We start from the raw sequence: 18,349 nt of genomic DNA on the forward strand, positions 1-18,349 counted from the left end.
ATCCCCGTTCCGACGAAAAACAGCTCCAAGCCCAATAAACTAAGAGTAAGCAAACTAGAAAAAATAAGGAGTGTTTTCATATGAACGAAACACAAGTTGTCATGATTACTGGCGCATCAAAAGGATTAGGTCGAGCCGTTGCAAGGGCTTTCGCCAAGCAAGGAGCAAATTTAGCAATCTGTGCAAGAGGCGAAGTGAAACTGCAGGAAGTGGCTAAAGAACTGGAGGCTCTTGGAGCTGAAGTACTGGCGGTAACCGCAGATGCGAGTGATGCACGAGACATTGAGCGATTCGTCTCTTTAACAGAAACGACGTTTGGAAGGATCGATGTGCTCATCAATAACGCCTCCAAGCTAGGTCCGAGCCCAATGCCATACCTGGCAGACTATCCGAGTGATGAGTTTCTCGAAGTTCTGCGCGTCAATGCAGCAGGTCCATTCATGCTGACAAAGAGAGTACTTCCAGGCATGTTGCAAAGAGATCGTGGCTCCATCATCAATGTCACCTCAGAAGCAGGGAATGTCGGATATGCTGGATGGGGCGCATACGGTGTATCCAAATTTGCCTTGGAAGGGGTAACAGGCATATGGGCTGATGAAGTTTCCGAAACCGGAGTGCGAATTAATATGGTTGATCCTGGTGAAATGAACACGGAGATGCACGACTTGGCAGTACCAGACTGTGACTACGAATTGGCAGAACCGGAAGATTTGACGGATGTATTTCTGTACCTAGCCTCTCTGGAATCAAAAGAAAACGGACAAAGACTTGAAGCACAGAGCTTTGTTCTGGAAAAGGGGTGAGTCGGATGGCACTTGCAGCAAAGAATCCAATCGAGTTTGAACTACCAAACGAACTGAATGCGGTCGGGCCCCCTGAAGCGAAAGGATTGAGGAGGGACCATGTGAAACTGATGGTGCTCGATCCTGCAACCGGAGAGACTGAGGATGACGTTTTTCCGAATCTCGAAAACCATCTGAAACCGGGCGATCTTCTCGTTATGAATCTCAGTCGGACCTTGCCGGCCTCTTTTAAAGTGGATCTCAAGAGGTGTGGCGAAACGATCGCTGAAAATATTGAAGTTCGGCTTGGGCAAAGGAAGAGCAATTCTGTTTGGCGTGTTCTGTTTGTGGATACGAAGGTCCGACAAGGAGACGAGGTCGTCTTTTCACCGAATTTGAAGGCTTATGTACGTTCCAGAAAATCGAATCAACCTCTTATGACGATCTGTTTCTCGTTGAAAGGGAACTCCCTTTACAATGAGCTATACACGTTAGGAGAACCGATTCGGTATGAGTACATCCATGAAAATTGGGGGCTCGACCTGTATCAGACAGTCTATGGAACGGTGCCGGGCTCGGTGGAGATGGTTTCCGCAGGAAGAGCTCTAAGCTGGGAGATGTTGTTACGGTTGAAAAAGCGAGGCATTCAGCTTGCGGACATCACACTCCATACTGGACTCAGTTACTTTGGGAATGACCAATGGCATGTCGGTCCGTCTGATAGCTTAGAGGAATATGAAGTTCCGACAGACACAATCGAGAAAATTAGACGGACGAAACAAGCTGGTCATAAGGTGATTGCCATTGGGACGACGGTCGTTCGTGCACTTGAATCGGCAGTCGATGCTGAAGGGACCCCGGTTGCAAAACGTGGTTGGACGAATCTCCATATCCATGAGGATTATGCTTTACAAGTGGTCGATGGATTGTTGACCGGATTCCATGAGCCGAAAGCGAGCCATCTCGATATGCTGTCCGCCTTCGTAGTACCGGAGCGGTTGAAAAAGGCGTATAGAGAGGCGATCAGAAAACGATATCTCTGGCATGAATTCGGGGATATGAATTTGATTTTAGCGAGGGATGAAGATGAACATGCATCACCTGGGCATTGAAACGCAAAGGTTGGATGAGTCGATTGAGTTTTACAAGAAATTTGGCTTTGAAGTGGAGTCGATTATGGAGTTGCTCGGAGAAAAACTGGTCTTCCTGAAGTTAGGTGTGTTTCAGCTCGAGTTGGTGTTAGTCGAAGAGAGTCTAAAACTCTCAAACAATAAACATATCGCTTTTGAAGTGGAGGACTTGGATGTCTTTTTAGAAGAGCATGCTGAATTGAATGTGAGCGAAGGCCCTTACCAGTTAGACAATGGATGGAAGAATGTTTTCATCCTCGGTCCGAGTGGTGAAAGCATCGAATTGCTACAAACGCATTGAAACGGACGTCATCATGGCGTCCGTTTTTTGTGCTGACGAGCTTTTAAATATAAAATAATCGGAATATTCGATATAATGAAGTTAATTTTACATATTCAAGGGGGCGGTTTCAATCGTTTCAACACAAGCTCAGATTGTGAAAGAGAAATTAGAAGCAGCGACTCAGCTCATGGATCAGGAGGAAATTGACACATGGCTCATTCTAACGAGAAAGGGATATGATCCGAGTCTGCCTTTTGTCACCGATATGGATACGGATCATCTAACAGCCTACTTCATACATAAGAGCGGAGAGCATGTCGCAATCGTATCAGAAGAAGATTACGATTTCTTCAAAGGAACAGGCGTCTACTCGAATGTAAAAACCTATTCGAGCCATATGGATGAAGTGTTTGTTAAAGTGTTCAACGCTTATGAGCCGAAAAAATTAGCACTTAACATTTCACTGTATGACCACCTTTATGATGGGCTTTCATTAGGCTTATATCAGTGGATTGAAAGGTTGATAGGTTCCGAAAGACTGAAAGAGATTGAAGTCTCAAGCGAACCGATCGTCCAACCTTTACGATGTATCAAATCACCAGCGGAAACCGAGGCTGTCCAAACGGCCGTCAATCATACGACTGATATTTTCGAGGCTGCATTCGAACAAATGAAAGTCGGGATGACCGAGAAGGAAATCGGGAAGCTGTTTGTCGAGGAGATGAAGAAAAGGGGCGTAACGAATGGATTAGGCGAACCATTTGATTTACCGCTCGTATGTATCGTTCGTTGTGGGCTTGCTCATAGGAAACCCGGGGACCACATTGTTGAACCTGGTGATACCGTCATCATCGACTTCAGTTTGCGCGCAGAGAGTGGGTATGTTTCAGACATTGCACGGACGTGTTATTTCCTGAATGAAGATGAAGATTCCGCGCCTCAAGATGTGCAAGCTGCTTTTAATGCCTCAGTGGAAGCGATATCGGCTTCGATCGAAGCTTTGACTCCTGGTAAAAAAGGACATGAGGTTGATGCGGTTGGCCGGTCCGTGATTGAGTCACACGGATATCCGACGATCCGTCATTCGGTCGGGCATCAAGTCGGACGTGCCACACATGATGGCGGAACGATCCTTGGACCAAGAAAAATGCCACCGCGCCCTCAAGTGGAAGGGGTCATTCAAGCGGGTGAAATCTATGCGATAGAACCGACAGTCATTCAAGACGACGGTCTTCCATGCATTTTGGTAGAAGAAAATGTGCTTGTTACGGATCAAGAACCAGTCGTGTTGAGCAAACGTCAGCTTGAGCTCGTGACAATCCCTTATGCGGTGGTGAAGCAGAAATGAAATATGTGGATTTGAAAAACAACCTACAAAATGCATCGGAACTCTTACAGAATGAACAGATTGATCTTTGGCTTATTTTCACAAGTGAAGGGAGCGATCCTTGTTTACCGTACGTGACAGGAGTGGAGACAGTCGGACCAGGTGCATTTCTGTTCACTGCGGACAATAGAAGACTCGCAATATGCAGTACAATTGACGCTCAAGACATCCGGGAGTGCGGCTTGTTTGATGAGGTGCGCACGTATCAAGGTGATTTAGAAGAGGTGTTGAAGAGGACGGTGAAAGAACTTGGATCTTCCAAGATCGCCCTCAACTTTTCAGAAAACCATGCAATTGCTGACGGTCTGACGGTCGGCCGTTTCAGGTGGCTGAAGGAAATGCTGCCGTTCGTACCTGAAGAGGCATTTGTATCCTCCGAAGATGTATTGTTACGGATTATCGAAAAGGAGCCGAGTCGATGAAAGCAGAAACGATCATCGTCGGTGCAGGCATCATTGGCTGTTCCATCGCTTACCATCTTGCGAGAAATGGGATGACAGATGTCATTGTCATCGACAAAGGCGGGATTGCTTCAGGAATCACCGGCATCTGTCCAGGCGGGGTGAGACAGCAGTGGGGCACGAAGATCAATTGTGAAATGGCAAAAGCTTCGGTATCGTTTTACCAAAATATTAATGAGGAACTCGATCCGGAATATGAAATCAAATACAGGGAAGTCGGTTACCTATACACCTTCCATAGTGAAGATGCGTTAACAAGGTACGAAGCGCAACATCAGCTCCAGCTGGAGTGCGGCATACCGACTCAACTTCTGACTCCGGTTGAAGCGAAAGGGATCATACCTGGATTGAACACAGATTCTGTCCTCGGAGCATCTTTTTGTCCGACAGATGGTTTTGCGGATGACGCTTACCATGTGACGAACAGTTTTGCTGATGCGGCCAAACGTATGGGTGTCCGTTTTATCAATGACGAATTGACCGATGTTCATGTACAGGACAGACGGATCACTGGCGTTGAAACGGTAAAAAGAGGGAGGATGGACTGTGAGCATCTCATCAATGCTGCAGGGTTGGGAGCGAAGCAGATTGCTAGTCTCGTAGGGATCGACCTGCCAATTGTTGAAGAAACGAGAAGAATCCTTTACACAAACCGGGTGGAAGAACGAGTGCTCGAGCCGTTGCTCGTTTCATTTGAAAAAGGATTTGCCGCGAAGCAGCTGACTGACGGGACCCTTTATTTGAGTTACCTTGGACCGGACCAGCAACATCCCTATAATTCTTTCTCGTTTCAGTTGAGGGCAGCGGAAGTGGGGATCAAGTTGTTCCCGAAATTGGAAGAATTGGAGTTTCGGAGTCATGTCGATGGACGCTATGATTCCACTCCGGATCACCAGGTGATCCTCGGTGATGTTGATGGGATTGAAGGGTACTGGCAAGCGGTCGGCATGAGTGGACACGGCTTCATGATGGCCCCTGCGATCGGGAGAGCGATGGCTGAATCAATGTTGAATTTATCTTCAACCATAGATGTGTCCTCATTGCACTTCCGTAGATTTGCAAACAATCAACTTGTAAAAGAACCGAGCGTAGTTTAAGGAGGAATGGATTTGCGAACGTTTATTATGGAATTTCCGAATGACAATATTGAAATCAGGGCGACTTTACTGGATGATAAATCCCCCAAAACGTGCGACGCCTTCTGGGATGTCATCGAGAAACCACTAGAAACTGCCGGGAAGCATGCGATGTATACGGGAAAAGAAATTTCTGTCCAGTTCCCTGCAGATTTATGTGAAAAGACGGATCTGCATGAAGTGAGACCAGAGAATCAAACGTGCTTTCCACAGCCGGGGGAACTGCTTTTTACATATGTAGGCGCGTATGCATGGGGAGGAATGCCGAAAGCGATTTATGATGTCGGCTGTTTCTATGGACCGGATGCACGGACGTTTTTCCCGATGGGCTGGCTTCCTGGGAACCGGTTTGCAAAAGTTTGGGAAGAAGACCTGGAAAAATTCGCAGAAATGGGTGCGAAAACCGGTAACGAAGGCATTCAACCGATGATTTTTAGGAGAGGGTGACAAAAACGGATGGAATTGCACTTAAAAGTGGTGATCTCAGGACTAAAAGAAGGGTGACCTTGCCAATATGCGGTGTGATTTCTCGAAATCAGAGCTTCATTTCCCGATTTTCACACATCGTCTCTCGAAATTCGCTCATCGTTTCCCGAAATTACAGCTTCGTTTTGCCAAATAGGTCAATTTTACTATATGAAAAAAGAGAGCCTTCCACAAATCTAACTTTTGGGAACAGCTCTCATTATAAGTGGAAAGTCAGGCTCTCGGGAGCCTGACTTTTCATTTTAATTTTTGACTAAGGTATAACCGATGGATTCAAGTGCTTGATTGAGGTCTGCTTTTACCATCAGCTGATCAAAATCACTGTTCTCTCTGACTGCCATCATGGCAAGGTCAGGGCGCATACCTGTCAATATGGTTTTCACGCCTAATAGTTTTAAGGACTTTCCGATTTTCATCAAGTTGACAGTGCTGTTCGAGTCTATGCTGATGAGTCCGGAAAGATCCAGAATGAGATATTCCAGCGTGTGATGGACGCTTTCTTCCAAGCTGATTTCCAAAATACGTTCAGTGCGCTCTTCATCCACATCTCCAATGACTGGCAGAATGGCAACTTCGTCGGAGATTGGGACAAATGGAACAGCCAGCGTTTGAATCTTTGAATGTGCCATTTCCAAATCCAACACATTTCCTAATAGGTTTGCCATTGCTTCAAATAGGTCGATATGATCATCTGTAAAATGATGCGGACGAAGATCCATACCGCATAGTGTTCCGAAGTTCTCGCCGTTACTATAATAGATTGGCATGCCGATTAAAGAACCGCCGCCCAAACTTTTAGTGACAGCCATATCCTTAGTAGAGTCATGCTCAAGTAGATTTTCGATGATAAGGGGTTCACGACCACCTTTTACGATGAATTGTCAGTAGGAATCACGGTAAAGTGTTTCAAATCCTGATTCAAGAACCACTTCATCGCGGTTGAAAGATTGGATGATCTCTACATCGTGTTGATCGTTTTTCGCCACAAAGAAAGTATTCACGTCAACAAAACGGCTGATCAGTTCGAGTACGTCTTTGGAAGCTTCTTCAATATTGGAATAAGACGAGGTCTTCGTTAATGTCATTTTATCACCCTTTATAATGAATAGTGGTGTCGAATTTATTCGAAATATACAAAAATATCTGTAAGTCTATAGTACAATGGTAACTTATTTCTAAGCTTTTGGATAGGGAATTGTATCGGTAAAAAGAAATGGAGAACGATTCCTCGTTCTCCATTTCTACATTTTTAACCACCAATGTGCGACATCTCGACTTTGGTTTTTCGTTTCGTATGATGGGTTCGTTCTTCAGAATAACGGTCTGTACGATGTGACCAGATATTATCGATCAAGTTCATCATTTCTTCATCGCTATATCCGTTTCTTAATGGACCGCGCAAATCATGTCCTTTTACCGAAAATAAACAAGTGTAGAGTTTACCTTCTGCGGATAGTCTGGACCGATTGCAAGCGGAGCAAAATGCATCCGTTACAGAAGAAATAATTCCGATTTCATCGTCTGAGTCGACATACCGGTAACGGGTTGCTACTTCTCCTGTATAATTTGGTTGGATTGGTTCAATCGGCATGACATCATTGATTCGGTTTATGATCTCTTTCTTCGAAAAAACATCATCCATTTTCCAACCATTGGAGTTGCCGACATCCATATACTCGATGAATCTTAGGATATGTCCTTGTTGTCTGAAATACTTTGCCATAGGGATGATATCCTCATCGTTGACCCCTTTTTGTACGACCATATTCATCTTGATGGACAGTCCTGCGGCTTTCGCAGCTTCTATTCCTTTCAGTACAGTCTCAACTGATACATCACGACCGTTGATTTTTTTGAAACGTTCGTCATCAAGCGTATCTAGACTGATGGTCACACGGTCCAGCCCTGCATTTTTTAGCTGATCAGCAAATTTAGGTAACAGGGAACCGTTCGTCGTCATAGCAATGTCCTCAATACCCTCAATAGAAGAGAGTTGAGAAATGAGTACTGGGAGATCGCGCCTCATCAAAGGTTCTCCACCCGTGATCCGCAATTTTTTTATCCCGGCTCGTTTACGGAACAATTTTGCTAGTCTCGTAATCTCTTCAAAACTAAGCAGCATGTTTTTCTTCAAAAACTCATAATTCGGTCCGAACACTTCTGCTGGCATGCAATAATGACACCGAAAGTTACAACGATCGGTTACAGAGATTCGTAAATCCCGTAAAGGGCGGTTATGTTGGTCCAAGATGTTCATGCGATGGATGCACCTCCTTCATGTGATGCGATGTTATAAAACGATTCGTTCTGGGTGTGTATATACATTAACGCGGTTTCCTCGTATGAAACCGGCTGTAGTGATGTTCAAATCTTCTGCCGCTTGAAGGGCTAGTTCTGTTGGGGCAGACTTGGACAATAGAATGCCGACTCCGATTTTAGCTGCTTTCAACAAAATCTCAGAGGATATCCGGCCACTGAATACTAATATTTTATCTTGTACGTGTATCTCGTTCATCAAACAATGACCATAAAGCTTATCAAGTGCATTGTGTCTTCCAATGTCTGTTCTGGACACGATCATTCCTTCAGGAGAACAGATTGCAGCGTTGTGAACGCCACCGGTAGCCTGGAAAGTACTGCTAGACGACTGAAGTTGTTCCATGAGATTGATGCACTGCTCGTAGCTGATCGTTCTTTTCGTCATGGAAGACTTTGCGGTTTTTACGTCATTTTGAAAGTAGAATGACTGTCTGCTCTTCCCGCAACAAGAACCGATAAATCGTTTTGTATGTTCTTGGATCGTCTGCTCAATCTTTGTCGTTGTCTCTACATAGGCAAAACCTTTGTCTTCATCAATCGTAATGGAAGCGATATCACGTTTAAATAAACGAATAACCCCTTCGGAAGCCAAAAAGCCTATGACCATTTCTTTTAAGAATGCTGGTGTACATACCATTGTAGCAAATTCATGGCCGTTCAGTACAATCGTCAAAGGAAACTCTGTCACTACGGTGTCAACTTTTTCAATGACTTCACCATCGATGTATGTATGAATTTTACGAGTCGTAATCATTTGGTCTTTCATCCGTCTCACTCAATTCTTTTCAAAAATGTTCCTATATACTAGTATAGCGTATCGAGGAATTTCTTGTCGTATGAAGACTGTTAAAGGCATTCTGGAAATCGACCTGAGTTGGGAAAATTCTACATCGAAAGGTGGGAATATCACCAGGAACATTCAGTTATTTTCCCAATAAACAAGCGTGTAAAGCCATGCTATACTGAAGTAGACAATCCCCTTAAGACTCTGACACCGCCCATACCTTTTTTAGCGCGAGCCTCCCCCGGCTTGCGCGTTTTTTTTGAAAAAATTTCGAGTTGTAACATCATACACCAAATTGTCTATTTTTACAGAAAATGGCATGTGTTTTTGTGGGGGTTTGACAGGAAACTGACAGTTGGGAAAATGGTACTTCGATAAATAAGATTTTAGTGCGTTAATTCATGTGATTTTCCCAATAAACAAGCGTGTAAAGCCATGCTATACTGAAGTAGACAATCCCCTTAAAACTCTGACACCGCCCATACCTTATTGACGTGCAAGCCACTCTGGCTTGCACATTTTTTTTGTGTATTTTTAAATGTTAGCAAGTAAAGTTTGTGTACAAGGGTATTCCAATAATACAGATAAGTGTGCATTGTGTGAGTCAAAACATTCTTGATTCTTTGAAAGGATGGTAGGAATGAAAACAGTAATATGTGGAATGTTGAACATTCAATATCCGATTATCCAGGCTGGAATGGCAGGGGGGATTACGACGGCTGAACTGGTTGCTTCAGTTTCAGAAGCGGGGGGTCTCGGTACAATCGGGGCAGGGTATCTGACCCCTGAAGATACTCGACAAGCGATCATTGAAGTTCGGAAACATACAAACCGACCATTTGCCGTAAATCTGTTTAATGTTCATAAAGTCCGAGAAGACCCCCGCACAGATGAAGTAATCAAACACCTCTCACCGATTTATGAAAATCTTGAGATAAAACCTAACCAAGATGTGTTCGAAGTAAAGGATTATTATGAAGAGCAATTTGAAGTGCTGTTGGAAGAAGATGTCCCGGTTATATCCACTACGTTTGGAGTGCCTGATTCGGAACAAATTGAGCGGGCTCACGAAAAAGGAATTAAAGTCGTGACCATGGTCACGACAGTAGAAGAAGCTCGATTAGCAGAGAAGGCAGGAGTAGATGTCTTGATCGCCCAAGGAAGTGAAGCCGGCGGACACCGTGGCACGTTTGAATATGAAGAACAATTCGTTACAGTAGGCACATTCGCGCTTGTACCACAAATTGTCGATCACGTTTCGATTCCAGTCATTGCGGCAGGAGGAATTATGGACGGAAGAGGGATGGTAGCTGCCATTGCGCTCGGCGCGAAAGGTATTCAACTCGGTACCCGTTTTTTGAATGCGTATGAAAGTGGAGCACCTGATCTATACAAAAAGGCCTTACTTGAATCAAACGAAGAAAGCACGGTACTGACGTCTGCATTTTCTGGTAGGCCTGCTAGAGCTTTGCGAAATACATTTGTCGATCTATTCCAATCCAAATCAATTGAACCACTCCATTATCCAATCCAAAATATGTTGACGAAAGAAATCAGGTCCCAAGCGAAGCGTCAAGGGAAATTGGACTATATGTCTCTTTGGTCTGGGCAAGGGAATCGATTGATTAAACCAGAACAATCTGCATCTGAAATTGTAGAAGAAATTGTCCGGGAAACAGAACTTTCATTGAAGTCGTTACGGGAACATGAATAAATAGAGTACAAGAGTCATAAACGAAAAACTAAAATACGCCGCACTTACTTTTCCAGATCGAGGGGTTTGTCAACGTTCATTGAAATTGGATGAACAATTTTAAAAAATTTTGCACCTATGCGGTTTATATCCAAAGACTGGAGGGTAAATTGATATTGTTTACTAAATACCAGCGTGAAGTTCGTACGATTGAGGGATTAACTCTCTATAGAGTTAGTCCCGTTTTCTAAAATCAATTGATTTCAGTCTTTATGCAAAGGAGTTTGGGCGATGAGTGTTTTCTCGGTTGATGCGCTTGAAAACCGTCATATCCTCATTACAGGTGCTAGCGGTGGAATCGGAAGTGAGACAGCCAAAGCCGTTGTAAAAATGGGTGGAAAAGTTACATTGACCGCAAGGGATACAAAAAAATTAGATTTCCTCAGACAAGAACTATTGGAGTTCACCCCTTCTGAGAATATCCATGTACATACGGCAGATTTGACGAGTGAATCGGCGCAAATAGGGCTGGTTGAGAATGCTGAGGCAGAGCTTGGTCCCATATATGGTCTGGTAAATTGTGCAGGCATTGCTGGCGGAGGCATCGTTGAGGATACTTCTAAAGAAGAACTCGAATACATCATGGAATTGAATTATACGGCAGCCGTCATGTTGACGAAGCTTGTCTACCAACATATGAAGCAGCACCAAAAAGGCGTTGTCATTAACGTATCCTCTTTATCTGGATTAAGAGGGACATATGGGAACACAGCTTATTCCGGATCGAAATTCGCTCTAATCGGATTTACGCATTCATTCGCACTTGAAGCGATTAAGAACGGAGTTCGCGTGAACGCAGTATGTCCGGGTTACGTCAACACACAAATGGGAATTCGAGCACTTGAAAAACGAGCCAAACGGGAGGGAATCTCGTTTGAAGAACAATTGCAAAAGGTAAAGGATGAATATCCTTCTGGAGAATTGGTACAGCCGGAGGAGGTAGCCAATACAATTTCATACCTCATCACGGACGCCGCTCCCAATATCATTGGAGAATCAGTTAAGATATCCGGGGGTACTGTTTTACGATGAAAAAGGGTTGACCTGAAGCGGCCACCCTTTTTTCATCTGTTCCTCAAGTTAAGCTTTGACAGCTTCTTTCAGTTGCTTTCCAGGCTTGAATGCAGGAGTACGTGTCGCTTCGATTTGGATCACTTCTCCTGTTTGAGGATTTCTTCCTTTTCTTGCTTGGCGTTGGCGTACTTCAAAACTACCAAAGCCGATTAATTGTACGTTTTCGCCATCTGTGAGCTTTTGTGTAATCGCATCGATTACTGCATTGACAGCTGTAGTTGAATGCTTTTTAGATAAGCCTGTTTGTTCAGCGACATGTTGGATTAAATCACGTTTGTTCATGTTTATTCCTCCTTGGAATTTGTTCATTAGAACATTATGTATCTACCATTCTTACCGCTTTAATCGAAAATATACATTTGTTAGTCATTTTTCAGAAAATAAAGGATTAAGTTATTAAAAAAGGAACATGAAAGAATGCAAAAAAGAGTGTCCCAATAGGGCCACTCCACTGTATTTTGCATTCCGTTATGATAATTCAGGCAATACCCGCGTTTCCATCGCCATTTCAGATTGACATAGTGGACAAGCTGGTTTTGCTTCAAAAGACAATCCGTCTCTCATCCATCCAGAACAATCCTGGTTCGTACAACTCCATACTTTTGTTTCGACTTCAGGAATTGGCTCTTGCTGATTCTTTGAGAAAAATGCCATTTGTTTCCACCCACTTTATCTTAATATCTCTATTATACCCCATTTTGCCATGAAATATAGATACAACCATTTTCCAATGGAGGGATGTTGAAATGGAAATAGCGAGAAGAATACAATTACCCGTAGAAAATTCTTGGAGTTTATTCACTCAATATGTGGAAGATAACAAGCGCTACTTGAATATGTACCGAGTAAGAGCCTTGATATGGAGCTTCTTCACTCCATTGATCATGTCCATTCCAGCATACCTATTTGTTGTGACTTTCGACCGTTTCAACTTCACATCTGTCATTCAATTTTTGTTGGCGATTGTATTGTTTGTCACCTGGACCGTTTTTCCCGGAATTTTTCTTTATGTTCTTTCTGATAAAAACAAAGCCTCTGCAATTTGGTTTTGGACATGGTCGGGACTCGTACCGATCTCGTTGATTGTATGGATGGTCCTCTTTAGTTGAACCGTGTTTATTTAGGAATCACCGAGGGTATGGATGCATGTAAGGAGGAGAGGATATGGCACTTACACAAGAACAAATCGAACAGTTCAAAACACAATTAGATACGATGAAACGCGATGTGTATAAACGATACCAAAAACGCGAACAAAACGTAGATACAGAAGAAATCACAAGTAATGAGAACCATATGGGTGACTCTGCTACGGTAGAATATGAGCATGAAAAAGAATTGACCTTAAAAGAAAGCGATGAAGAATTATTAGAGGAAATCAATCAAGCACTGGAACGTATTGAAAAAGGGACCTTTGGCATCTGCATCGATACAGGTGAAGACATATCGAAGGAAAGGTTAGAAGCTGTTCCATATGCAAAACGAACGATAGAAGCACAAAGAGCTTACGATAAAAGAAAAACCATACCCGATGAGCATACAAATGATCGCCGTCGGGACACTTCAAACACGATCGAACAAATCGAAGAAGAACAAAATGCGTCAGGAAGATAATCAGCACCGGCTGATTATCTTTTTTAATGGTGATTCGTTTCTAAATAAGGCTGGTACATCATGATGGCATAATTTTCTGGGTACGAGTATACTTTCTTTTATTCTTCATCCATATGAATCTACGCTTCATTGTAAAGTACACTTTCCCACACATGATCCGTAATTTGGAACGTTTAATCGGTTTAACATCCTCTAGGTTCATTAAGCCCCCCTTTCACTATTGATTTTAACATAAATGTAAATTATTGGAGTTTTTCACTTTCAGTTCTTCAATCCAAATATCCGCCTTAAGGCGGAGAAGGAAACGTCCCAGGGTTCGTTCTGCATTTGTTATGTGAGAGGTATCCTATAAGTAGGAAACAATCAAAAGAAGGGATATACCGAACTTTGTCAAAATGTAAAAGGCGGACCTTCTTAAAGATATAAATAAAGGTGTGTGGTCTTATGAAACTACGTTCTGGTGGTCAATTTATCGTAGCACTGATTTTTATACTAGGTGGAGCAGTGTTACTTCTTGTCAATTTAGGTCTTATTTCCATGGAAATAGACGAAGCGATACATTTCTTGTATCCTTTTGTACTACTTTTATTAGGTCTTAAGTGGCTACTTGAAGCCTGGTTGAGCAAGAGGCGGTCTGGAAGCTGGTTCTTTGGGCTGCTGTTCGCTGCTGTGGGAAGTTTGCTTTCGGCAGATCGATTAGGCTTTATAGAATTCTCTTTTGATCAAATCATCAACCTATGGCCTCTTCTGTTCGTCTATATAGGGGTCAAGATACTCTGGGGTAGAGGACCTAAAGTTTCTGTGAATATGGATAAAAACGCCAAGCATGCCAAAAGTGGCTTTGTCACGGATGTGTCTATGAAAGATGAGAACTGGCAAGTGGAAGATCTTGATGAGCGAAATGGTGTAGCTGATTATGATTTCGACTATACGCGGGCCTTCATTCCAGATAAGGAAACAACCATTCGTTTAGCTGGTTGGGTTGGAGACATAAAGATTTTAATACCGGAGGATGTTGACTTTTCGGTAACGGCCTCATCGAAAGTTGGAGACATCAAGATTGGGAATTACAAGAGAGATGGTCTGATGAAGGACGCGAGTTATAAGACAGAAGGGTACGATGAAGCGACTCGTAAACTGACATTCGACTTTCAATTTCAAGTATTAGATCTCAGAATTGATCGGGTATAAAGGGGTGGTCTTGTGAGTCAAAATCAAAGTGGTGTTCGTGGTATTCTCTATCGTACCCACCTCTTAACAGCGGTTTATACAACCATTTTCGTCTTTTTTATCTTCCAGATCCTTTATTATTTCTCTCCAGAAGCCGATCCAATAATAGGGAGTTTCATAATCTCGTTAGCTGTTTTTCTTTTGACGTTCATATTGGGGATCTTTTTCAGTTTCAAAAAAGGGCAACAGCTGATTCATAGATTGAATGAAATTTCTGTAGCCATCGCCAAGCTATCAAGAGGACATTATGACTACCGCATCAAAGATCATGAAAGCGACGAGATCGGGACAATCTGTGCCGAACTCAATGAATTGACGGCAAAAATCCAAAAACAAGTCCAGTCTTTGCAAAAGCTAGCGAATGAGAAAGCGGCATACGCTGAAAAGGCTCATACAGCAGCTACGATTGAAGAAAGACAACGATTGGCGCGGGATTTGCATGATGCGGTCAGTCAACAACTTTTTGCCTTGAACATGATGTCCTCTGCCGCTATGAAGCTGTTTGATCAGCATCCGGAGCGAGCGAAAGCGCAGCTGAAAGAAGTGGTAGAGATGGCCAATAAAGCTCAAGGAGAGATGAGGGCACTGCTACTTCACTTGCGACCAATCGAACTATCAGGTGAGAACTTACATACTGGTATTAAAGGTCTCGTTGACGAACTAAGACAGAAATCGGGAATTGCGATTGATTCCGAGATACATGAAATTCCGGAATTGCCGAGAGGAATTGAGGATCATCTCTTCAGAATGATCCAGGAAGGGTTGGCAAATGCCCTTCGACACTCACAGGCAGATCGTCTCACGATTGTCTTGAACCATACCGACCAACATATCCGTATTCATCTGAGAGATAATGGTGTTGGATTCGATCTGAATGAAAAGAAGAAAACGTCCTATGGTTTGAAGACGATGAAAGAACGTTGTGAAGAAATAGGTGGCAGTTTTTCCATCACTTCTGCAAAAGGAAAAGGGACAGCGATTGACGTCCGGGTACCGATTGAAAAAGGGGGTGTTCATATTGACGGAACCAATTAAGTTATTTTTAGTGGATGATCATGAAATGGTAAGAAGGGGACTAAGCTCTTATTTAATGACAGATCCATCGTTTGAGATTCTTGGCGAAGCCTCCAGTGGCAATGAAGCTGTGAAGGCGCTGAAGGAACTTGATCCGGATGTCGTATTAATGGACTTGATTATGGAGAATGGAAACGGCATTGAAGCGACGAAGGAAATCATACAAAGCCATCCAGATTGCAAAATCATCATTTTGACTAGTTTTTACGATGATGAACAGGTGTTTCCTGCCATAGAGGCAGGTGCATTCAGTTATGTCTTGAAAACAGCATCCGCTGACGAAATCTCAGATACAATCAAAAAGGCCCATGCAGGTGAGTCAGTCATTGAATCAAAAGTAGCACAGAAGATGATGAACCGTTTTCGTGGCAATGAAACACTCCCACATCACGAATTGACGAGACGCGAACTGGAGGTCTTGGTCTTGATTGGAGAAGGGAAGACGAACCAAGAAATCGGAGAAGAATTGTTCATCGGGATCAAGACTGTCAAAACACATGTAAGTAACATCCTTAGCAAGTTGCAGGTCTCTGACCGTACACAGGCCGCCATTTATGCAAACCGCAATAAGTTATCCTCATGATAAAGGGGCTACCCGGATTTTCGGGTACCCCTTTTTCTTATACTTCATCTAATAAGGTTACATTGACGGTCATTTCGTTTTCAGGTTCACCCTTCGAATAGATACGTGCTGTGTTGCCTGTTTCGTCCACTTGTTGGATCCAAATCGGATTCCCTCGATAATGGACCTCGATTTCTTTTGGCGATTCTAAAATCTGTTTTGCTCTTCCAGCATTCATGTACACATTCTCCTTCCAATCTTTGCTTTCCATAGTTTTTATATTTCAATGTGTTTTATACACGATCCATTACTTTCGAATTCCAACTATAACTTCATAATAAATCCTGTTGGGAAAATAGACTGTTTTAATATACAAATATTAGCTGTATCAAAGGCCTATTTTCCCAATACACCAGGAATGCACAATATGATAACATTAATAATGCAAAATTCAGAAAAAACCGACAATATATTCAGGTAGGGAGGTGAGTCGATTCCGCAGCCTATGATTTTAATTTAAAACTATAAGGTTAAAATGTAGGCTTGCTGCAGCACGTACATACATCGAGACTCTTTGTTCCACATCAATGGAAATTGATGAATCTATTTTGGGGAGAGATTGATAGGATGAAACGATTTTTGTCTATTGCTTTAACAGCGATAATGATGGTTTCCATTTTTGCAACAGGTGTATTTGCAGCAGGAGAAACGCCCGATCAAGCGAAAAATGAGAAGTTACGTGTATTGATTTCATCATCTAGTGATCAAGCAATAATGAATGCGAGTGCAAACTACGGAAAACGCTGGGATTTCCAAGAAAAAGGATTCACAACGGACGTAACGGAAAAACAATATGAAGCACTTCAGAAGAACAAAAATTTGAATGTATCCTTGGTTGAAAAGGTTTCTATAAATAAGGTGTCCCAAACTGCGACACGTACAGCTACTCCTTCTGACCAAACGCCATGGGGAATGGAAGCGATGTACAACGATGCTAATCTTACTGCAACAAGTGGAGGTAACGGCGTCCGTGTAGCTGTTCTTGATACAGGAACTTATGTCGAGCACGTTGACCTAGTTTCCAATGTGGAACAATGTAAAGATTTCAGTCAAAATAGAGCTCCGATTCTAGACGGTCAGTGTACGGATAAAAACGGACACGGTACACACGTTGCAGGTACAGTACTTGCTAATGGTGGAGCTGATGGACAAGGTGTTTATGGTGTAGCTCCAGAATCGAAACTTTGGGCTTACAAAGTACTAGGAAACAGTGGTTTCGGATACTCTGATGACATTGCTGGTGCCATCCGCCATGCAGCTGATCAAGGGAATGCACTTGGTGTGAATGTCGTCATTTCCATGTCACTCGGATCAAGCTCGAAAGATTCTATGATTGCAGATGCAGTCACATATGCAATGAATAATGGTGCACTTGTCATTGCGGCAGCTGGAAATGACGGTCCAGCAGCGGATACGATCGGATACCCTGGTGCATTAGTCGATGCAGTTGCGGTTGCAGCTCTTGAAAATGTACAAGAAAACGGGACTTATCGAGTAGCGGACTTCTCTTCTCGTGGAAATCCGAATACTGATGGGGATTATTCAATCCAAGAGCGTGATGTAGAGGTTTCAGCACCTGGTCGCGCAATCGAGTCTACTTGGAAAGATGGAGCGTATAACACAATCAGTGGTACTTCCATGGCAACTCCGCACGTTTCAGGTCTAGCGGCTAAAATCTGGGCAGCAAACCCTACGATGTCCAATGCTGCACTTCGCACAGAGCTTCAAAACCGTGCGAAAACGAATGACATTCTAGGTGGATCTGGAGCAGCAGCTGGTGATGACTATGCTTCAGGATTCGGTTTCCCTACAGTTCAATAATCTATAACTTTTAAACCCTCTGATTCAATCAGAGGGTTTTCTTCAGAGGTGCAAACAAGTAATTATCAAAGCAAAACGCACTGGATTTCACGATGAAATTCACAGTGCGTTTTTTTTGTTATATCAGCGCTTCCTTGAACTTTTGTACCTAAATAACAGATGAATTCACATACCATTTCACAAGGGCTGAAGTATTTATTGGAGGGACTGTGAATTTAGATGTGATTAGTGTTGGGATTACGTATTTGAAATATAGGTATGAAACAATATGGTCGTTCTTCTACAATCGGGCAGCATTTTTTTGTGGTGTGGTGGGAGATAGGGTTTAACGGACATCAGATCCGTTATTTGTGACAAAAACGCCAATTTCGGTGTGCAAACGGACATCAGATG

Annotated in this window: 22 protein-coding genes; 15 read left to right on the forward strand and 7 right to left on the reverse strand. The window is 43.0% G+C overall.

All coding sequences use genetic code 11. From position 1 onward, the window contains the following. Positions 1-80 precede the first annotated feature (80 nt). From ACXQIQ_RS16955 to ACXQIQ_RS16985, 7 genes are all read left to right on the forward strand, one after another. Positions 81-803, forward strand: coding sequence for an SDR family NAD(P)-dependent oxidoreductase (locus tag ACXQIQ_RS16955; protein WP_439301207.1), 723 nt, complete (start codon positions 81-83; stop codon positions 801-803). A 5-nt stretch (positions 804-808) separates the two neighbouring features. Beyond that, positions 809-1,894: an S-adenosylmethionine:tRNA ribosyltransferase-isomerase gene (locus ACXQIQ_RS16960; RefSeq protein ID WP_439301206.1), complete on the forward strand. Its 1,086-nt coding sequence runs from the start codon at positions 809-811 to the stop codon at positions 1,892-1,894. After that, the gene (locus ACXQIQ_RS16965; protein ID WP_439301205.1) at positions 1,869-2,213 is read left to right on the forward strand and encodes a VOC family protein; all 345 of its coding nucleotides are present in this window, start codon (positions 1,869-1,871) and stop codon (positions 2,211-2,213) included. The genes ACXQIQ_RS16960 and ACXQIQ_RS16965 overlap by 26 nt, the downstream gene beginning before the upstream one ends. 136 nt (positions 2,214-2,349) lie before the next feature. Continuing rightward, positions 2,350-3,543, forward strand: coding sequence for a M24 family metallopeptidase (locus tag ACXQIQ_RS16970; protein WP_439301204.1), 1,194 nt, complete (start codon positions 2,350-2,352; stop codon positions 3,541-3,543). Next, positions 3,540-4,004, forward strand: coding sequence for an aminopeptidase P family N-terminal domain-containing protein (locus ACXQIQ_RS16975; RefSeq protein WP_439301203.1), 465 nt, complete (start codon positions 3,540-3,542; stop codon positions 4,002-4,004). The genes ACXQIQ_RS16970 and ACXQIQ_RS16975 overlap by 4 nt, the downstream gene beginning before the upstream one ends. Further along, on the forward strand, positions 4,001-5,140 hold the full coding sequence (locus ACXQIQ_RS16980) for an NAD(P)/FAD-dependent oxidoreductase (protein ID WP_439301202.1): 1,140 nt from the start codon (positions 4,001-4,003) through the stop codon (positions 5,138-5,140). Before ACXQIQ_RS16975 ends, ACXQIQ_RS16980 begins: the two co-directional genes overlap by 4 nt. Positions 5,141-5,152: 12 nt before the next feature. Continuing rightward, entirely contained in the window at positions 5,153-5,626 is a 474-nt protein-coding gene (locus ACXQIQ_RS16985) for a DUF3830 family protein (protein ID WP_439301201.1), read from the forward strand. Between the two features lie 281 nt (positions 5,627-5,907). On the opposite strand, the gene ACXQIQ_RS16990 is transcribed toward ACXQIQ_RS16985, so the two are convergent. The 4 genes from ACXQIQ_RS16990 to fdhD form a co-directional block, all read right to left on the reverse strand. Next, positions 5,908-6,474 (reverse strand): STAS domain-containing protein, encoded by a 567-nt coding sequence (locus ACXQIQ_RS16990; protein ID WP_458025660.1) that lies wholly within the window; start codon positions 6,472-6,474, stop codon positions 5,908-5,910. 72 nt (positions 6,475-6,546) lie between these two features. Further along, a complete protein-coding gene (locus ACXQIQ_RS16995; RefSeq protein ID WP_439301200.1) occupies positions 6,547-6,750 on the reverse strand; it encodes a hypothetical protein in 204 nt (67 codons plus the stop codon). 164 nt (positions 6,751-6,914) lie between these two features. Next, a complete protein-coding gene (gene moaA, locus ACXQIQ_RS17000) occupies positions 6,915-7,922 on the reverse strand; it encodes a GTP 3',8-cyclase MoaA (protein ID WP_439301199.1) in 1,008 nt (335 codons plus the stop codon). Between the two features lie 33 nt (positions 7,923-7,955). Further along, complete coding sequence (gene fdhD, locus ACXQIQ_RS17005) at positions 7,956-8,750, reverse strand: formate dehydrogenase accessory sulfurtransferase FdhD (RefSeq protein ID WP_439301198.1); 795 nt, start codon at positions 8,748-8,750, stop codon at positions 7,956-7,958. Positions 8,751-9,408: 658 nt separating this feature from the next. On the opposite strand from fdhD, the gene ACXQIQ_RS17010 reads away from it, so the two are divergent. Further along, positions 9,409-10,482, forward strand: coding sequence for an NAD(P)H-dependent flavin oxidoreductase (locus ACXQIQ_RS17010; RefSeq protein WP_439301197.1), 1,074 nt, complete (start codon positions 9,409-9,411; stop codon positions 10,480-10,482). Positions 10,483-10,752: 270 nt separating this feature from the next. Next, entirely contained in the window at positions 10,753-11,553 is an 801-nt protein-coding gene (locus ACXQIQ_RS17015; RefSeq protein WP_439301196.1) for an SDR family NAD(P)-dependent oxidoreductase, read from the forward strand. A gap of 48 nt (positions 11,554-11,601) precedes the next feature. Here the strand turns inward: ACXQIQ_RS17015 and ACXQIQ_RS17020 are convergent, their stop codons facing one another. Continuing rightward, positions 11,602-11,877, reverse strand: a complete 276-nt coding sequence (locus tag ACXQIQ_RS17020) for an HU family DNA-binding protein (RefSeq protein WP_226546948.1) — start codon at positions 11,875-11,877, stop codon at positions 11,602-11,604. A 186-nt stretch (positions 11,878-12,063) separates the two neighbouring features. Continuing rightward, positions 12,064-12,249 (reverse strand): cold-shock protein, encoded by a 186-nt coding sequence (locus tag ACXQIQ_RS17025; protein WP_439301195.1) that lies wholly within the window; start codon positions 12,247-12,249, stop codon positions 12,064-12,066. A gap of 92 nt (positions 12,250-12,341) precedes the next feature. Here ACXQIQ_RS17025 and ACXQIQ_RS17030 point away from each other — a divergent pair, with 92 nt between their 5' ends. From ACXQIQ_RS17030 to ACXQIQ_RS17050, 5 genes are all read left to right on the forward strand, one after another. Beyond that, positions 12,342-12,704, forward strand: a complete 363-nt coding sequence (locus ACXQIQ_RS17030) for a hypothetical protein (RefSeq protein WP_439301194.1) — start codon at positions 12,342-12,344, stop codon at positions 12,702-12,704. Between the two features lie 55 nt (positions 12,705-12,759). Next, entirely contained in the window at positions 12,760-13,209 is a 450-nt protein-coding gene (locus ACXQIQ_RS17035; protein WP_439301193.1) for a TraR/DksA family transcriptional regulator, read from the forward strand. Between the two features lie 444 nt (positions 13,210-13,653). Further along, positions 13,654-14,400: a cell wall-active antibiotics response protein LiaF gene (liaF, locus tag ACXQIQ_RS17040; protein WP_439301192.1), complete on the forward strand. Its 747-nt coding sequence runs from the start codon at positions 13,654-13,656 to the stop codon at positions 14,398-14,400. Between the two features lie 12 nt (positions 14,401-14,412). After that, positions 14,413-15,474: a HAMP domain-containing sensor histidine kinase gene (locus tag ACXQIQ_RS17045; protein ID WP_439301191.1), complete on the forward strand. Its 1,062-nt coding sequence runs from the start codon at positions 14,413-14,415 to the stop codon at positions 15,472-15,474. A 25-nt stretch (positions 15,475-15,499) separates the two neighbouring features. Then, positions 15,500-16,096 (forward strand): response regulator, encoded by a 597-nt coding sequence (locus tag ACXQIQ_RS17050; protein ID WP_458026126.1) that lies wholly within the window; start codon positions 15,500-15,502, stop codon positions 16,094-16,096. 37 nt (positions 16,097-16,133) lie between these two features. Here the strand turns inward: ACXQIQ_RS17050 and ACXQIQ_RS17055 are convergent, their stop codons facing one another. Continuing rightward, on the reverse strand, positions 16,134-16,313 hold the full coding sequence (locus ACXQIQ_RS17055; RefSeq protein WP_439301189.1) for an H-type small acid-soluble spore protein: 180 nt from the start codon (positions 16,311-16,313) through the stop codon (positions 16,134-16,136). Positions 16,314-16,702: 389 nt separating this feature from the next. Between ACXQIQ_RS17055 and ACXQIQ_RS17060 the strand changes: the two genes are divergently transcribed. Next, complete coding sequence (locus ACXQIQ_RS17060; RefSeq protein WP_439301188.1) at positions 16,703-17,956, forward strand: S8 family peptidase; 1,254 nt, start codon at positions 16,703-16,705, stop codon at positions 17,954-17,956. Positions 17,957-18,349: the final 393 nt, after the last annotated feature.

The sequence above is a fragment of the Pseudalkalibacillus sp. Hm43 genome, from assembly GCF_054170705.1.

Coding starts and splice junctions, on each gene's coding strand:
- ACXQIQ_RS16955 (WP_439301207.1), top strand. CDS start 81: ATGAACGAAACACAAGTTGTCATGATTACTGGCGCATCAAAAGGATTA.
- ACXQIQ_RS16960 (WP_439301206.1), top strand. CDS start 809: ATGGCACTTGCAGCAAAGAATCCAATCGAGTTTGAACTACCAAACGAA.
- ACXQIQ_RS16965 (WP_439301205.1), top strand. CDS start 1,869: ATGAACATGCATCACCTGGGCATTGAAACGCAAAGGTTGGATGAGTCG.
- ACXQIQ_RS16975 (WP_439301203.1), top strand. CDS start 3,540: ATGAAATATGTGGATTTGAAAAACAACCTACAAAATGCATCGGAACTC.
- ACXQIQ_RS16980 (WP_439301202.1), top strand. CDS start 4,001: ATGAAAGCAGAAACGATCATCGTCGGTGCAGGCATCATTGGCTGTTCC.
- ACXQIQ_RS16990 (WP_458025660.1), bottom strand. CDS start 6,474: ATGGCTGTCACTAAAAGTTTGGGCGGCGGTTCTTTAATCGGCATGCCA.
- ACXQIQ_RS16995 (WP_439301200.1), bottom strand. CDS start 6,750: ATGACATTAACGAAGACCTCGTCTTATTCCAATATTGAAGAAGCTTCC.
- moaA (WP_439301199.1), bottom strand. CDS start 7,922: ATGAACATCTTGGACCAACATAACCGCCCTTTACGGGATTTACGAATC.
- fdhD (WP_439301198.1), bottom strand. CDS start 8,750: ATGAAAGACCAAATGATTACGACTCGTAAAATTCATACATACATCGAT.
- ACXQIQ_RS17010 (WP_439301197.1), top strand. CDS start 9,409: ATGAAAACAGTAATATGTGGAATGTTGAACATTCAATATCCGATTATC.
- ACXQIQ_RS17015 (WP_439301196.1), top strand. CDS start 10,753: ATGAGTGTTTTCTCGGTTGATGCGCTTGAAAACCGTCATATCCTCATT.
- ACXQIQ_RS17020 (WP_226546948.1), bottom strand. CDS start 11,877: ATGAACAAACGTGATTTAATCCAACATGTCGCTGAACAAACAGGCTTA.
- ACXQIQ_RS17025 (WP_439301195.1), bottom strand. CDS start 12,249: ATGGCATTTTTCTCAAAGAATCAGCAAGAGCCAATTCCTGAAGTCGAA.
- ACXQIQ_RS17030 (WP_439301194.1), top strand. CDS start 12,342: ATGGAAATAGCGAGAAGAATACAATTACCCGTAGAAAATTCTTGGAGT.
- ACXQIQ_RS17035 (WP_439301193.1), top strand. CDS start 12,760: ATGGCACTTACACAAGAACAAATCGAACAGTTCAAAACACAATTAGAT.
- liaF (WP_439301192.1), top strand. CDS start 13,654: ATGAAACTACGTTCTGGTGGTCAATTTATCGTAGCACTGATTTTTATA.
- ACXQIQ_RS17050 (WP_458026126.1), top strand. CDS start 15,500: ATGGTAAGAAGGGGACTAAGCTCTTATTTAATGACAGATCCATCGTTT.
- ACXQIQ_RS17055 (WP_439301189.1), bottom strand. CDS start 16,313: ATGAATGCTGGAAGAGCAAAACAGATTTTAGAATCGCCAAAAGAAATC.
- ACXQIQ_RS17060 (WP_439301188.1), top strand. CDS start 16,703: ATGAAACGATTTTTGTCTATTGCTTTAACAGCGATAATGATGGTTTCC.